The sequence below is a fragment of the Halocatena pleomorpha genome, from assembly GCF_003862495.1.
GTDB lineage: Archaea > Halobacteriota > Halobacteria > Halobacteriales > Haloarculaceae > Halocatena > Halocatena pleomorpha.
This window is the reverse complement of record NZ_RRCH01000007.1, coordinates 1-14,285: the sequence shown is the minus strand read 5'-3', so window position 1 is coordinate 14,285 and position 14,285 is coordinate 1. Positions and strand designations below refer to the sequence as shown.

Annotated in this window: 13 protein-coding genes; 6 read left to right on the top strand and 7 right to left on the bottom strand. The window is 58.3% G+C overall.

All coding sequences use genetic code 11. The annotated features are described in order from the left end of the window. Positions 1-11: 11 nt before the first annotated feature. The 5 genes from EIK79_RS04210 to EIK79_RS04185 form a co-directional block, all read right to left on the bottom strand. Positions 12-500: a deoxyuridine 5'-triphosphate nucleotidohydrolase gene (locus tag EIK79_RS04210; protein ID WP_124953893.1), complete on the bottom strand. Its 489-nt coding sequence runs from the start codon at positions 498-500 to the stop codon at positions 12-14. Between the two features lie 793 nt (positions 501-1,293). After that, complete coding sequence (locus EIK79_RS04200; protein WP_124953891.1) at positions 1,294-1,728, bottom strand: hypothetical protein; 435 nt, start codon at positions 1,726-1,728, stop codon at positions 1,294-1,296. Between the two features lie 96 nt (positions 1,729-1,824). Beyond that, positions 1,825-2,235 carry a methylmalonyl-CoA epimerase gene (gene mce / locus EIK79_RS04195; RefSeq protein WP_124953890.1) on the bottom strand — a complete coding sequence of 137 codons (411 nt, stop codon included), beginning with the start codon at positions 2,233-2,235 and terminating at the stop codon, positions 1,825-1,827. Between the two features lie 90 nt (positions 2,236-2,325). Further along, positions 2,326-4,008 carry an acyl-CoA mutase large subunit family protein gene (locus EIK79_RS04190; RefSeq protein WP_124953889.1) on the bottom strand — a complete coding sequence of 561 codons (1,683 nt, stop codon included), beginning with the start codon at positions 4,006-4,008 and terminating at the stop codon, positions 2,326-2,328. Between the two features lie 116 nt (positions 4,009-4,124). Further along, positions 4,125-4,736 carry a GNAT family N-acetyltransferase gene (locus tag EIK79_RS04185; protein ID WP_124953888.1) on the bottom strand — a complete coding sequence of 204 codons (612 nt, stop codon included), beginning with the start codon at positions 4,734-4,736 and terminating at the stop codon, positions 4,125-4,127. Positions 4,737-4,909: 173 nt separating this feature from the next. On the opposite strand from EIK79_RS04185, the gene EIK79_RS04180 reads away from it, so the two are divergent. Then, positions 4,910-6,907, top strand: coding sequence for an AMP-binding protein (locus EIK79_RS04180; RefSeq protein ID WP_124953887.1), 1,998 nt, complete (start codon positions 4,910-4,912; stop codon positions 6,905-6,907). 71 nt (positions 6,908-6,978) lie between these two features. Beyond that, positions 6,979-7,929 (top strand): CPBP family intramembrane glutamic endopeptidase, encoded by a 951-nt coding sequence (locus EIK79_RS04175; protein ID WP_124953886.1) that lies wholly within the window; start codon positions 6,979-6,981, stop codon positions 7,927-7,929. A gap of 51 nt (positions 7,930-7,980) precedes the next feature. Here the strand turns inward: EIK79_RS04175 and EIK79_RS04170 are convergent, their stop codons facing one another. Together EIK79_RS04170 and dnaJ are read right to left on the bottom strand one after the other, a co-directional pair. Next, complete coding sequence (locus EIK79_RS04170; RefSeq protein WP_124953885.1) at positions 7,981-8,685, bottom strand: acyl-CoA synthetase family protein; 705 nt, start codon at positions 8,683-8,685, stop codon at positions 7,981-7,983. A 61-nt stretch (positions 8,686-8,746) separates the two neighbouring features. Further along, positions 8,747-9,889, bottom strand: coding sequence for a molecular chaperone DnaJ (dnaJ, locus tag EIK79_RS04165; protein ID WP_124953884.1), 1,143 nt, complete (start codon positions 9,887-9,889; stop codon positions 8,747-8,749). A 118-nt stretch (positions 9,890-10,007) separates the two neighbouring features. On the opposite strand from dnaJ, the gene EIK79_RS04160 reads away from it, so the two are divergent. The 4 genes from EIK79_RS04160 to EIK79_RS04145 all read left to right on the top strand — a co-directional run bounded on the left by EIK79_RS04160 (position 10,008) and on the right by EIK79_RS04145 (position 14,214). Beyond that, positions 10,008-11,759, top strand: a complete 1,752-nt coding sequence (locus EIK79_RS04160; protein WP_124953883.1) for a Rieske (2Fe-2S) protein — start codon at positions 10,008-10,010, stop codon at positions 11,757-11,759. A gap of 45 nt (positions 11,760-11,804) precedes the next feature. Then, a complete protein-coding gene (locus tag EIK79_RS04155) occupies positions 11,805-12,590 on the top strand; it encodes an enoyl-CoA hydratase/isomerase family protein (RefSeq protein WP_124953882.1) in 786 nt (261 codons plus the stop codon). A gap of 64 nt (positions 12,591-12,654) precedes the next feature. Beyond that, positions 12,655-13,320: an HD domain-containing protein gene (locus EIK79_RS04150; protein WP_124953881.1), complete on the top strand. Its 666-nt coding sequence runs from the start codon at positions 12,655-12,657 to the stop codon at positions 13,318-13,320. Positions 13,321-13,662: 342 nt separating this feature from the next. After that, a complete protein-coding gene (locus EIK79_RS04145; RefSeq protein WP_124953880.1) occupies positions 13,663-14,214 on the top strand; it encodes a hypothetical protein in 552 nt (183 codons plus the stop codon). Positions 14,215-14,285: the final 71 nt, after the last annotated feature.

Below are 14,285 nucleotides of genomic sequence, written 5' to 3'. Positions count from 1 at the left end.
GCGTCGGATCTCTACTCTGTATCGACGTTTTCACCCTGATACGTTCCGTCGTACGTCTCATCGTGGTTTGCCCGAGCGAGAACGAGTTGTGCGATTCGTGCACCCTGTTCGAGCTCAATGTCGTGATGAACTTGCAACAGCCCCTCCCCCTTGCCCTCGTATCCGGCGTCCCAGACGGCCGTGTTAAGCATACAGGAGTTACGCATGAGCGTCGATCGGGGATACACGAATCCGACGTGATCGTCTGGAATGGTCACCGTTTCACCATATCGAACGATGTATCCCCCGGGTTCGAGATAGTACGTTTGTGCTTCGTTTTCTGTGAGGGATTGTGGGGTCCGCTCCCGACGATCGCCAATCTCCTTACTGTCACACCCAACACGACCCGCGTCAATCTGTTCGAACACGCTGCCTACTGTGAGGTCGATCCCGTTGGGCTGTAGTTGGTCGTCCGAAACTGGTGTACACTGCTCACGAACGAACGCACCACGTCGGAACATACCTTGCCTCCGAGCGCATCCAAAATGATGTTTTCTATATATTCATTTTCATAACTTGTGCAATAATTATATTGCTATTATAATATATGCTGACATAACAATGTGTCGAAGGTTCATTCCACTGTTACGGATAGATCGGACTTGGTGCTGGGTTCTTGGAGCAGTAATTCGGTCGAATACGGAAAATCTCCTCACTCTTTTAAGACGGTCCGATCAAAAAGAGAATCCGAATTGCTGCGCCGAATGATTGGAATAATCCGTAATGCGTCAGTTCTTCACTCTTCGATTAAATAGACAAATAAATTTCATTAGTGGATATGTGATAATACTCAATCATGAATGCGGCGGGACGGGGTAGATCTATTTACATCCGTTCGCATACTCAGAATACATCACAATTATAGTTTATATAATTCTATAATGAATATTGTTAGATGCTGAATAGCGAAAAACTGGCGGCCGGCGGGAGGTTTTACCGCTTTCCCTCGAATTACCCTTCGGTGTTACCACATTCAAGACAACGGATAAATTCCCTGTCCTCGGTAATCACGGTATTTTTACTGCCACATTCGTTACACTGGATCAGCATATTCACCCTCCATAGTATCTGCGCGCGAATGTGTTACGAACTCATACAGCTTTAACTTGTCGGTCGAAGTGATCTCGTTACCAGTTGCTATCCGTTTATTCCAAAAGATCACAGCGAACGCTTCGGTTTGTTTGAGAATGTCGAAGTGGTCCGCTCGGGTTCCCTGCGAACGAATGTGACAGGGAATCGATTCGAGAACCGAAATTATTCCATGAACTTAAGGAATTCGATGTCGTAGGAGACATCCCATCGCAGGTCGTGGTGGTGGCTCCCTCCCTTATCGATGTACTCGACCCATCTGTCGTTCTCGAACCGATCGACTGAAACGCAAACGTGTAATCCACTTTGTAATTGGTGGATATGGGTTTCTCGTTTCTCAATGCCGTACAGTTTGATCCGATATTCGTGGCCGGTAACCTCGAACGTAGTCCATCCACCCCCCTCTACGGTCGTCTCAAAATCGACATCCCAATCGGAGATGTTCCGTCCTTTGACGGCCTGAATTCTGATCTTGGCAGGACGGTCGTAAATGATGTGATCGTCTCGATCTTCGATGGTCGCTATGCGCTCTTTCTGCCGTCGAATAAAACCCTTATTAAGCTCCCCTCGCTCAGATATTTTATCATCTTCTATATCCATAGTTGAATGATCTATCGATATGGTCATTAGTTACTCCATCGCAGCCATATCCGTAAGCATTTTCATCACCTATTATTTATTACGTTCGTACTGACGTCAGTGTCGTGGGTTCGATTCACGATCGGTGTGTTGAACGAATTCGATGAGGATTCCGCCGGTTGACTTCGGGTGGAGAAATGCGACATCGTGTCCCCATGCACCGGGACGGGGTGTCGTGTCGATGAGTTCGATTCCCATCTCTCGTGCGCGTTCGAGTGCGTTTTCGATGTTCGGGGTGGTGAGTGCGAGGTGGTGGACGCCAGGACCGTTGTGGTCAAGATATCGTTGGACAGTCCCCGGTTCGGTTGGTTCGAGTAGTTCGAAGTAGCCCCCGTCGACATCGAGAAAGTGGACGCGCAGGCTGTCGAGTTCCTCCTCGTGAACGACGCTTGTTTCGAACAGTTCACAGTACTGGTGGGCGAGTTCCGCCGCGTTGTCCGTAGCGATTCCGGCGTGATCGAAGTCCATATGTGATTGGTAATTGGCCCCACGAATAAAACACTCGGGAACGGGCAGTTCGGGACGGCGGTGTCCGCCGTGGGAACTGTGACCAATCGCTCACAGTGCGGTACCGGGTTGGTACTCTCCGAACACGTCTCGCATTGCGTTGCAGATCTCGCCGGTCGTCGCATACGCCTTGACTGCGTCGATGAGGTACGGCATCAGATTGTCTTCGCCACGGGCGGCCGTTCTGAGCGCCCCGAGGGCGTCTTCAACTTCGCTGTCGTCGCGGCGCTTTCGGACGCCTTCGAGCCGTTCGATCTGGCGCTTTTCGTCCGCAGGATTGACCTCTTTGATGTCTTCGGTCGGTTCTTCATCGACGGTGAACTCGTTGACGCCCACAATGATCCGTTCGTCCGTCTCGATCTCGCGCTGGCGTTCGAACGCGGCGTCTTGGATCTGGCGTTGCACCCACTGTTCTTCGATGGCGTTGCGCATCCCGTCGCGTTCGTCAATCTCCTCGATGATCTCGCGGGCTTGCTGTTCCAGTTTGTCCGTGAGGTGCTCCACGTAGTAGCTGCCTCCGAGGGGGTCGATCGTGTCGGCCGCGCCCGACTCGTGGGCGAGGATCTGCTGTGTACGGAGGGCAGTACGGACGCTCTCCTCGGTCGGTAGCGACAGCGCCTCATCTTTCCCGTTGGTGTGGAGACTCTGTGTTCCCCCGAGGACGGCCGCGAGCGCTTGATACGCGACACGGACAACGTTGTTCTCGATCTGCTGGGCAGTGAGCGTCGAGCCTGCCGTTTGGGTGTGGAACTTCAGCTGTTTCGACTTCGGATTCTCCGCGCCGTATCGATCCTCCATCAGCGAGTACCACAGTCGCCGGGCGGCGCGGAACTTCGCAACCTCCTCTAAGATGTTGTTGTACGCCGCAAAGAAAAAGGACAGCTGCGGGGCGAATTCGTCGACTTCTAGTCCGGCGTCGAGTGCCGTCTCGACGTACTCCATCCCGTCCGCGAGCGTGAAGGCGATCTCCTGTGCAGCGGTCGAGCCGGCTTCTCGAATGTGATACCCAGAAATCGAGATGGTGTTGAACTTCGGAACCTCCGACGCGCAGAACTCGAAGATGTCGGTGATGATCCGCATCGACGGCTCCGGTGGATAGATGTAGGTGTTGCGAGCGATGTACTCCTTGAGAACGTCGTTTTGGATGGTGCCCCGGAGCTGTGAGCGGTCGACACCTTGCTGATCACCGACGGCAATGTACATCGCCAACAACACCGATGCCGGTGCGTTGATCGTCATACTGGTCGATACTTCGTCCAACGGGATGCCGTCGAACACCGTCTCCATGTCGTGTAACGAGTCGATGGCGACTCCGGACTTTCCGACTTCTCCTGCTGCCATCTCCGCGTCGGAGTCGTACCCCATTTGGGTCGGGAGATCGAACGCCATCGACAGCCCGGTTTGGCCTTCGTCTAGGAGGTAATGATATCGTTCGTTCGTCTTTTCGGCCGTCGAAAACCCGGCATACTGGCGCATCGTCCACAGCCGCCCGCGGTACATCGTTGGATAGACACCGCGCGTGTAGGGTTCTGCACCCGGAAATCCGAGGTCGTCCTCGTAGTCGAGATCAGCGATATCACTCGGTGTGTACAGGGCGTCGACTTCGTGTCCGCCCGTGTCGGTCATAAACTGGTCTTTCCGTTCACCGAACCGATCGAGTGTAGGCTGGTGGAACGCTTCTTCCCATTCGTCTCGACCCTCTCGAATCGAACGAAGGTCCTCTTCATCGAACATGCGTGGATCGTGGCGACGAGCAGGCTTAACCCTTGGTGGGTTGCCGCTCAAAAATTATCATATTTATATTACGAGGTAGAACAGACCTGTCAGTGAGGAGTGGGTGAAAATAAACATTATATGTCGTATTTGTACGTCGCTGATTCGGAGTCGATACCGAAGTCTTCGGGTGTCTCTTCCGGTTCGTCCTCTGGGACCTGCTCGGAGGCGTGTTTGAACCGCTCTCGGAGTCGCGTCGGCATCTCGAACGCTCCGCTGTCGATCGCCATCGGGACCGCTTCGGGGGCGAGCGATTCGCGTTTTTCCGATAGTCGGTGTTGCAGGACTGTCGGGAGTTCGTCGGTTTCGATCGCTTCGAATCCGAACTGTGCGAGATATCTCGGCTCGTCGGTGAGAGAATACACCGTTTCGTACCCTTGGTCCGTAGCGGTCTCGACGAGTCGCTCAACGACGTGTGCACCCACGCCTTGCCGGCGCCAGTGGTCGAGCACACCGATGCTCGTGAGTTCACAGATCTCGCCACCCTCACCTTGTCCGCTCGGGCTTCGTTCGGTCTCCGCCCCCGTTTTGTGCAGACGAATACGGCCGAATCCTGCTTTTTCGTTTGTCTGCTCGTCGATAGCAATGACGTAATCACGCGACCGGAACGTGGTTTCATCGAGTTCCATTTCCTCGATGTGGTCGAGCAACCAAACTTCGTCTCGGTTTTTGGCGTCCCGGACGTACATACTCGATGATTGGCTAGCAGTCGACAAAAGCGTTTATCGCCCGCTACTCCATCTGATCACGTCCTTCACCGGATGAATCCTGATCCAGTCCGTTCCACCGGAGCGGTCCCGTTCCTGTCTCGATCAGTGATATATGTCCGAAATTACTTGCTGTTCGGGTAACATTCGCCAGTATGAGCGATGCACCGACGATGGATGAGATCGTTTACGAGCCGGACCAAGCGACCGTTGAATCGACGAACGTCTTCGAGTTCATGGACGAACACGACATCGAGGATTACGACGCGTTGATCGAACGCAGCCAAGACGTAGAATGGTTCTGGGACGAGCTGGTGGATTATCTGGGTATTGAATTTTACGAGCCGTACGACAGCGTTCGAGACGACACCTCAGGCAGTCGGGCGCGGTCCGACGACACAGCAGGCCCTCAGTTTACCGACTGGTATCCCGGCGGGACGATCAACATCGCCCATAATACGGTCGATCGTCACGCTGCGCCGGACAGCCCCACCCGGAATTCGGTTGCAACGGTCTGGGAGGGCGAAGACGGCACCGTTCGGGAAGTCACCTACCACGAACTGTACCGAGAGTCGAACAAGGTGGCCAACGCGCTGGTGGAGCGGGGGATCGAACCGGGCGACACGGTGGGGTTGTACATGCCCATGGTCCCCGAAGTCGTGTCGATCTTGTATGGGTGTTTCAAAGCGGGCGCGATCGCGGTGCCGATCTTTTCGGGCTTCGGCGTGGATGCTACCGCAACCCGGATTGCGGACGCGGGCTGTTCGGTGTTGTTCACCGGTGACGGCTTCCGTCGGCGCGGAAACGATGTCATCCTGAAAGACACCGCCGACGCGGCGATCGACGCGGCGGGCCACGTCGAGCACACGATCGTCTACGATCGGCTCGGTGCTGACGTTCCGTGGAACGATTCCCGTGATGAACGGTGGACTGAGGCTGTCGGTGCGTGTTCGGCCGCGTTCGAAACCCGCGAACTTGACGCGAGCGACGAATCGATGCTACTCTACTCCTCGGGCACCACCGGAATGCCGAAAGGGATCGTGCACACCCACGCCGGCATCCAGATGCAGTGTGCAAAGGAAGTGTACTTCGGCTTCGATCACAAGCCCGGCGATCGGTTCTTCTGGGTATCAGACATCGGCTGGATGATGGGACCGTGGACGCTCATCGGTAACCACACGTTCGGCGGTACGGTGTTCATCTATGAGGGTGCGCCTGATTATCCCAGCCCGGATCGGTTCTGGGAGATGATCGATCGCCACAAACTCTCAGTGTTCGGCGTCTCTCCCACTGCGATCCGTGCGCTCCGCAAGCAAGACGACGTGCGGCCGTCAGATTATGATCTCTCATCCCTTCGCCTCCTTGGATCGACTGGTGAGCCGTGGGATCCCGAATCGTGGCACTGGTTCTTCGAGAACGTGGGAGGCAGCGAGATTCCCATCATCAACATCTCCGGCGGCACCGAGATCTGTGGCTGTTTCCTGATGCCCCTCCCCGGAATGGCGCTCAAACCGTGCACGCTCGGTAAGCCCGGACTCGGTATGGCTGTCGACATCGTAGACGCGTCGGGCGAGAGCGTCGCTGAAGACAACGAGCGCGGGTTTCTCGTCGCCCGCGATTCGTGTCCCTCGATGACGAAATCACTCTGGTCGGGTGACGAGCGGTATCTCGAAGAGTACTGGTCGACGTTCGAGGACCCGCCGCTGTGGGATCACGGTGACTGGGCGCAACAAGACGCCGACGGCTTTTGGTTCCTTCACGGCCGCGCTGATGACGCGCTCAACGTGGCCGGGCGGAAGGTCGGTCCCGCTGAAGTGGAGGGCGCGCTCATGGACAGCGACGCCGTCAACCAAGCCGCAGCCATCGGTGCAGACGATTCCACGACCGGAACGGCGGTTGTCGCATACGTCATTGCGGAGAACGATGTCGAAGTGTCCGGCGATCTCCGGACGCAACTGCGGGAACTGGTGGGCGAGACGCTCGGAAAGCCGTTCCGGCCCCGAGAAATACTGTTCGTCGAGGAGTTCCCCAAAACACAGTCCGGAAAGATCGTCCGGCGCGCCATCGAGTCGGTGTACAACGACGAGCACCTCGGTGACCTTTCGAGCATCGAAAACCCCCGTGCGCTCGATCGGCTCGAAGACGCCCGCTAACAACTGATTTACTCGTCCAGAGTGTATTTACGACGATAGTATAATATAATTGCAATTCGTTCTAGCGACGAATGTCAAAATTAGAACCTGAAACGCTATCATTGCTTCCCGTTACATGGAGCGCGATCGAGCGCAGCGCGGTGGCGTGGCGTCGTGTGTATTTGTTCGTGGCGTTTTCCATGGGATTCTCGTGGATAATCGGAACGGTCGTCTACGTGACGGGTGGCATCGGTCCCGACAGTCCCGAGCTGTTTGCTGGGATACGATTGTGGAACGCGCTCCTCGTAATCTACATGTTCGGACCGGCGATCGGGAACGTTCTTACACGGGTCGTCACGGACGAAGGCTGGCGTGGGTTGTACCTCCGTCCCCACCTGCGTCGCAACTGGCAGTGGTGGCTTCTCGCGTGGGTCGGTCTGCCGCTCCTGATCTATCTCGGAGGAGGGCTGTTTTTCGCGCTGTTCCCAGCGTTTTTCGATCCGACACTGAGCAGTGTGAATGAGTTGCTCCACCGCACGGGACAGTCCGGCGAGATTCCGTTCCAACCAGAGCAATTCGTACTCATTCAGACGATCAGCGCGCTCACAATTGCCACTGCCATCAACTGTGTCGCCACGTTCGGAGAGGAATTCGGGTGGCGGGCGTATCTCGTTCCGAAACTACTCCCGCTCGGGAATCGGCAAGCGGTCCTCCTCTCGGGCGTGATCTGGGGCGTCTGGCACTGGCCACTGATTCTGATGGGGCACAACTACCCAGACACACCGCTGCTCGGCAGCGTCGGGATGGTGTATTTCACTACCGTTGTGGGCGTGCTCTTGGCGTGGGTGGCACTTCGGGGTGAAAGCGTTTGGCCAGCCGTGATCGGTCACGCCGCCATCAACGCGAACACGGGTCTCGCCGTGCTCTTCCAGCAGGGCGATCCGAGTCGGCTGCTCGGTCCGATGGTGATCGGGGTAGTCGGGTCTCTTCCGCTGGCGGTGCTCGCGTTGTGGCTGCTCGTTCGCTCGGATTCGTTCGGATGATATCAGACGGGAGTGTCTCACTGGCTGTGTAAGGTTCTCAACCGAATTGAATCAGAGATCGATTGCATCGACCGTCAGCGTCCGCGATTCTGGTCCGGTTTCAGCAACGACGGCGCAGTCGCCCACGCCGCCGTCAGGAAGCAGAACGGTTGCACCAGCCATCAGCGGTGCGACGACGCCGGCGACAATCGTTTCGGGGCGTTTAAGCGGTGCGCGAACGGCGACCGTGGTGTCGGCTGTGAGATCCCACCGGTCGACAACCGACTGGGCAGCGCTGAACACCGCCTTGTGGGTGTAGGTCGCTTCGGTCGTTTCTACCAAGGGTGTATCGGGAGCGACACGACCCGGTGGCTGGGTGGGATTCTCCCGCCACACATCCTGTTCGAAAAAGGTGTCGCTCGGATCGGTCGGTCGCTCACCATACCCGATCCGGTGAGTTCCCGGTTGACGGGTGTCACTGTCGAAATCGACTGTCGGCGCAATCAGTGCCCGTGCGTCTGCAATCTCAGAGCCGACGCGAACGGTCCCGCCGAGCAACGCCGTTCCGAGCACCGACAGTATTGGTTCCGGTCGTTGTCTTCCGGCGACAACGACGGTTGTCCCCGTCCGCACACCGAAGTGATGAAGCAGGTTCCCGACTTTCCATGCCGTCGTACAGAACCGCCGGTAGTCGTACTGATGGTCGTTTGCTTCGTCCCGTAACGCCAGCACATCGGTTCGTCGATCGCGGGCGAGTAACTCGTTGAGTCTGGTCATGTCTGAGATTGCCCTCGCTCGGGAAACACCGTCGGTCGGAGAGAGACCAGTGCGTATCGTCTCACAAGGAATGTTTGAGTTTCTCAAAGAATCCTTGGCTCACGTCGATCTCCTCGCCACCGGCTTCGGCAAACGCTTGCAGCGCCTCGCGCTGTTCGTCGTTCATGCTTTCGGGCGTGACGACCTGTACGTACACATAGAGATCGCCGTGCCCGCGCCGTTGCAACCGGGACATTCCCTTCCCCTGTAACCGGAACTGTTCGCCGCTTTGGGTTCCCGATGGGATCTCGAAGGTCGCAGCCCCGTCAATCGTCGGCACTTCGACCTCATCACCGAACACCACTTGTGGGAACGACACCGCGAGTCGATGGACAAGGTCGTCGCCATCGCGTTCGAAGTCCGGATGCGATTCGACGGCGATCTCAACGAGGAGGTCGCCGTTCGGACCGCCGCTCTCGCTCGGGGCACCTTCCCGTTCGAGGCGAAGCGTCTGTCCGTCGTTGATCCCTGCCGGAACGTCGACCGTGAGTGTCGTCTCATTGATGACCTGCCCGTCACCATCACACACCGAGCAGCTTGCCGTGTACACCGTGCCGGTTCCTTCACACTCCCGGCACGTCTGTGTCTGCTGGACCCGTCCCAGCGGCGTCTGTTGAACTGTTGTCTGTTGCCCCCTGCCGTTACACACCGAACAGGTGCGAGATTCCGCGTCCGGTGGGTGTCCCGCCCCGCCGCATTCGTCACACTGCTCGGGCCGGTTGACTGTCATCCGTTTTTCGACGCCGTGATAGGCGTCTTCGAGATCAATCCGGAGTCGTGTCTGGAGATCGCGCCCCGGACGAGCACCGCTGCGACGACCGTTTCCGCCGCCAAAGAACTGATCGAAGATATCACCGAAGGGACCATCACCGCCAGCACCACCGAACGGATTGCCCCCCGCCCCTGCTCCAGCACCGCCATCGAACCCGCCGCGTTTTTCGGCTTGCTCAAAGCGCTCATGACCCATCTGGTCGTACGCTCTGCGGGCCTCCTGATCAGTGAGCACCTCCTTGGCCTTCTTCACCTGCTTGAACTTCTCTTCTGCGTTCGGCTCATCGCTCACGTCTGGATGGTACTCCGCAGCCTTCTTCCGGTACGCCGATTTGATCTCGTCCTCGCTCGCATCTCGAGAGACGCCGAGTACATCATAAAAATCGTCGCTCATTCGTTAGAGACTATTGGCTGTTGAGATACTTGAAAAGAACGCCTCCCGATCTATCGTATTTACTTACAAAAATACTGTTCAGGGAACTGTTTTGTGTGTTGGAATACCATACCACTGTATGACTGATGATGAATCAGCGTTCGTCCGGGTTGCCGATCGGTCGGCAGTCAAGGCGGACGGGCAGATGGTCGTCAATCCGGGGAAGGCAATCGCGCTCTTTCACCACGACGGCACGGTGTACGCGGTCGATAACCGGTGTCCCCACATGGGATTTCCCCTCTCACAGGGAACGGTCGATTCGGGAATACTGACCTGTCACTGGCACCACGCCCGGTTCGAGCTAGCAGAGGGAGACACGTTCGACATCTGGGCGGACGACGTACAGACGTATCCGGTTGAACTCCGCGATGACGGCGTGTACCTGAATCCGGATCCCGAGCGAACCGTCTCCGAACCGATCTACTGGCGCAACCGACTCGCGGACGGTCTTCAGGAGAACCTTCCGCTCGTTATGGCGAAGGCGGTCATCGGACTCGACGCCGAGGACGAGGGGTTTTACACGCCCATCGAGACTGCGGTGAACTTTGGAACGAACTACCGTGATATGGGGTGGGGATCAGGACTGACAGTGTTGGCTGCGATGGCGAACATTTACGACGATCTCGCGGTTGCCGATCGGACCCGCGCGCTGTACACGGGCGTTCGATACGTCGCTGATGACTGCGCGGATGAGCCACCACGGTTCAGCCAGTATCAGCTTGCGAATCGATCGTTAGGCTACGACCGGCTGAAATCGTGGTTCCGGGAGACGTGTGCCGTGCGCGACACCGATGGCGCTGAGCGGTGTTTGCTCACTGCTGTCGAGAACCTCGCTCCGCCACAGGTCGCGGGGATACTGGTCGCTGCCGCCACTGATCACCTGTACATGAATACGGGACATACGCTCGATTTCATCAACAAAGCGCTCGAAACAGTTGATCACCTCGGGTGGGAGCACGCCGATTCGATTCTCGCAGCGACGGTCCAGCAGATCACGGACGCGAGTCGGAGCGAGGAGCGCTCAGCGTGGCGCCAACCGATCGACGTGGCACAGCTGTGTTTCGACGCCGACGAGCGGCTGTCGGAACTGGTCGTTGCGGGCGACGGTCGAACGTGGGAGCGCCCGGCTGGATTCATCGAAACGCTCCTCGGAGACGATCCCCACGCGATCACGGAGGCGCTCACCGACGCTATCCGTTTAGGGGCGACACACGAACAACTCGCCCACGCGGTCACCACCGCCGCCGCCCGCCGGATCGTGCAGTTTTCGACCAGTAACGAGTTCTCGGACTGGAACACCGTTCATCACACGTTTTCCTACGCGAACGCCGTTCACGGCATGGCCCGACGAACCGACGCCATCGAGGTGTATCGTGGCTGTATTGACGCTGCGATGAGCGTCTACCTCGATCGGTTTCTCAACACGCCTCCCGCCCCGATCCCTGATCCCGAACCGGGAGCATCCGACGGCGATCCTGCCGAGATTCGGGAGGGACTGCTGGAAACGTTCGACAAACAGGGGCAGGTCGATCGGGCCGCGCGGCTGGTAAACGAGCATTTCGACGCGGGTGGTGATCCTGTGGCACTCAAACAGACGCTGGGAACGGGACTGTTGCGCGAAGACGCGAACTTCCACACGCTCCAAAACGTTGAAGCCGCGTTCTCGCAGTTCGACCGAGCTGACTGCGACGGTGATCGACGCGTGGCGCTTATGGCGACCGCCCGGTATATGGCCGCCCACTTCCCGACCCGACGCGAAGCCGAACAGACGTACACGATCGCTGACCGCCTCCACCGGGGTGAATCGATCCACACATCGACGGCAGAATGAATTTCACTCCACTTGCTTTATCACAGCTGCGCTTGTACACGGGTCATGACCGATTACGAGACCCTTCGCGTCGAGACCGACGAGTCGGTCGCTCGGATCACGCTCGACAGCCCAGCCGGTTTCAACTCGCTCACGACGACGATGGCCGAGGAACTCTTCACCGTGATCACGGAGCTGAACGATGATGACGCCGTACGGTGTTTGGTACTCACGGGGACGGACGCGTTCTGTTCGGGTGCTGATCTCACAGCATTGGATGGAGATGAGCGGGACGCACCGCGATTGCGACGGCTCGCGTCGATGTTGCACGACAGCGTGATCCAACTTCACCAGGCGGACACGCCGGTTGTGACCGGGATCAACGGCGTTGCCGCCGGTGCGGGCGTCGGGCTGGCGCTCGGTGGGGATCTCGTCGTGATGGCAGAAGACGCAACGATCCAGTTCGCGTATCCGGAGATCGGCCTCACCGGCGACGGCGGCGCGACGTTTCTGTTGCCCCGACTGGTCGGGCTTCGCCGGGCCAAGGAGATCGCTCTGCTCGATGAACCCATCGGAGCCGATCATGCGGTGAGTCTCGGTCTCGTTACCGAGAGCGTTTCCGCCGATTCGTTCGACGAGCGGCTCGACGCCGTCGCGCAACGGCTCGCGGACGGCCCGACCGCCGCGCTCAGCGCGACCAAACGGCTGCTCACCGAGAGCTTCGACCGGGATCTCGCCCAACAGCTCGCAGAGGAAACCGACGCTATCGCAACTGCCGCCCGAACTGAAGACTATCAACGGGGGTATGCGGCGTTTTTCGACGACGACGATCCGGCGTTCGTTGGTCGGTAGATCGGCCACCGGCGTCGGGGATTCCAGCCACAATCGCTATACTGTCTGGGTGTCGATCCCGCCTATGACGGAAGAATTGGGTTCGCTTGCTCGACGGTTGGCGATGCCCTACTACGAGGACGCGCTTCCGGCGCACGATGAATTCCACGCTAAACGCGTGCGAGATCTGTCTGTTCGGCTGGCGGATGAGTGTGATACTGCCGTTGATCGCGCGATCCTGTCCGCAGCGGCGTGGCTCCACGACATTGGTCGTCCACGGGAGCGCGTCGGGGCGATCGATCATCACGATAAGTGGGCGACGACGAAAGCGGCGGCGCTGCTCGACGCCGAAAGCGTGGCAAGTGCCCGAATCGATGCGATCACACACTGCGTCCGTGCCCATAGCATTCGGTCGAGTTCTCCAGAGCCGGAGACGATCGAGGCGAAACTGCTGTTCGACGCGGACAAGTTGGACGCTGCCGGTGCGCGCGGTATCGTTCGGCTGGCTTGTATCGTCGGTGAGCGATCGGGACGAGCCGGAGAGCAGTACGCCGTGATCGACGACGCGACGGCATCGGAGACGATCGAATCGGATCGCCCGGACGTGACACTCCTTCGAGAGTGGGCGCGGGAGCGTCTGGATCGGTTGTACACGCCACCAGCGCGCCAGCTCGGAGCCGCTCGCTGGGAGTTCATGGAGGCGTTTTTCGACCGGTTCGCTGCTGAACTCGGTGTTGATGGGAACCGGTAGGGCCGCGATCCCTGCGTGAGCATCACGGACGAGTTGTTAGTGTATTATAATATACCCGATACGATCAGTACCTTTATATGTGATGGGGTAAGGAACGATAAACGAGGACGCCAGCAGCGCCCCATGGCGTGTGCGTTCATAGTGAACGCGCCGGGTGTCACAAGCACCCGACGCTGGGTCCTCTGCGGTGCAAGAACCCATGATTGGGAACGAAGCAGAGACATGTAACGGTGTCGAATCGTATCAAGAATATGAACAGCGCCAGCGTTGCCGGAACTGTGGCCGTCCGATTCGGTCACGGTACGCGCATCGGGTGGGGTGTCCACTGCTGGAGGGTCGTCGATGACGTTGCCGGTGTTTCAGTTCTGGGATCGGCTGGGCGAGTCGGTGAACATCTCGACCCTCGACGATCGATCAAAGATCTCGAAGGCTGAGCTGTACTACGTGATGGACGTGGGGACAGGAGTGTGGTGCAAGCCCTGTCGGAGTACAGGCTGTGCGCACGCCACCCAGATCGAGGAGATCTTAGCGACGGCCGGGCTTGGTCGGTCACAAGTGGCGTACGACGATTTGCCCGGCATTGCGAACATCACGCGGTATGAGGCGACGGGCGAGCTGGTCACCACCGGGTGGTTCGAGAACGGTGGCCGCGTTCGGTACCACGAACAGCGCGATGGGACCGTGGTGCAGTCGGTGTACACGCCCGAAGACGACCAGGACCCGACTGCGATGACCGAACAACCCGAGGCGAGGAGTGCCCCGGCCGCACTGGTAGAGCTGTTGGCGGAGTACTGTCAGTATCGCCAGCGCGGCGATCTCGATGGACTGCGGGCCTGTTACCCTGACGTGGCTCGTGTCGTGGACGCGCCGCCAGCTGTCCACGCCGACGATTGAGAACAGAAAGGCGGTAGCGGTCGCGGAGCGGGCAGGTCACTCACCGCGAACGAAGTCCTCGAAAACGCAAC

Bases quoted from the DNA above. Each gene is read 5' to 3' on its own strand.
- EIK79_RS04210 (WP_124953893.1), bottom strand. From the start codon at position 500: ATGTTCCGACGTGGTGCGTTCGTTCGTGAGCAGTGTACACCAGTTTCG.
- EIK79_RS04200 (WP_124953891.1), bottom strand. From the start codon at position 1,728: ATGGATATAGAAGATGATAAAATATCTGAGCGAGGGGAGCTTAATAAG.
- mce (WP_124953890.1), bottom strand. From the start codon at position 2,235: ATGGACTTCGATCACGCCGGAATCGCTACGGACAACGCGGCGGAACTC.
- EIK79_RS04190 (WP_124953889.1), bottom strand. From the start codon at position 4,008: ATGTTCGATGAAGAGGACCTTCGTTCGATTCGAGAGGGTCGAGACGAA.
- EIK79_RS04185 (WP_124953888.1), bottom strand. From the start codon at position 4,736: ATGTACGTCCGGGACGCCAAAAACCGAGACGAAGTTTGGTTGCTCGAC.
- EIK79_RS04180 (WP_124953887.1), top strand. From the start codon at position 4,910: ATGAGCGATGCACCGACGATGGATGAGATCGTTTACGAGCCGGACCAA.
- EIK79_RS04175 (WP_124953886.1), top strand. From the start codon at position 6,979: ATGTCAAAATTAGAACCTGAAACGCTATCATTGCTTCCCGTTACATGG.
- EIK79_RS04170 (WP_124953885.1), bottom strand. From the start codon at position 8,685: ATGACCAGACTCAACGAGTTACTCGCCCGCGATCGACGAACCGATGTG.
- dnaJ (WP_124953884.1), bottom strand. From the start codon at position 9,889: ATGAGCGACGATTTTTATGATGTACTCGGCGTCTCTCGAGATGCGAGC.
- EIK79_RS04160 (WP_124953883.1), top strand. From the start codon at position 10,008: ATGACTGATGATGAATCAGCGTTCGTCCGGGTTGCCGATCGGTCGGCA.
- EIK79_RS04155 (WP_124953882.1), top strand. From the start codon at position 11,805: ATGACCGATTACGAGACCCTTCGCGTCGAGACCGACGAGTCGGTCGCT.
- EIK79_RS04150 (WP_124953881.1), top strand. From the start codon at position 12,655: ATGACGGAAGAATTGGGTTCGCTTGCTCGACGGTTGGCGATGCCCTAC.
- EIK79_RS04145 (WP_124953880.1), top strand. From the start codon at position 13,663: ATGACGTTGCCGGTGTTTCAGTTCTGGGATCGGCTGGGCGAGTCGGTG.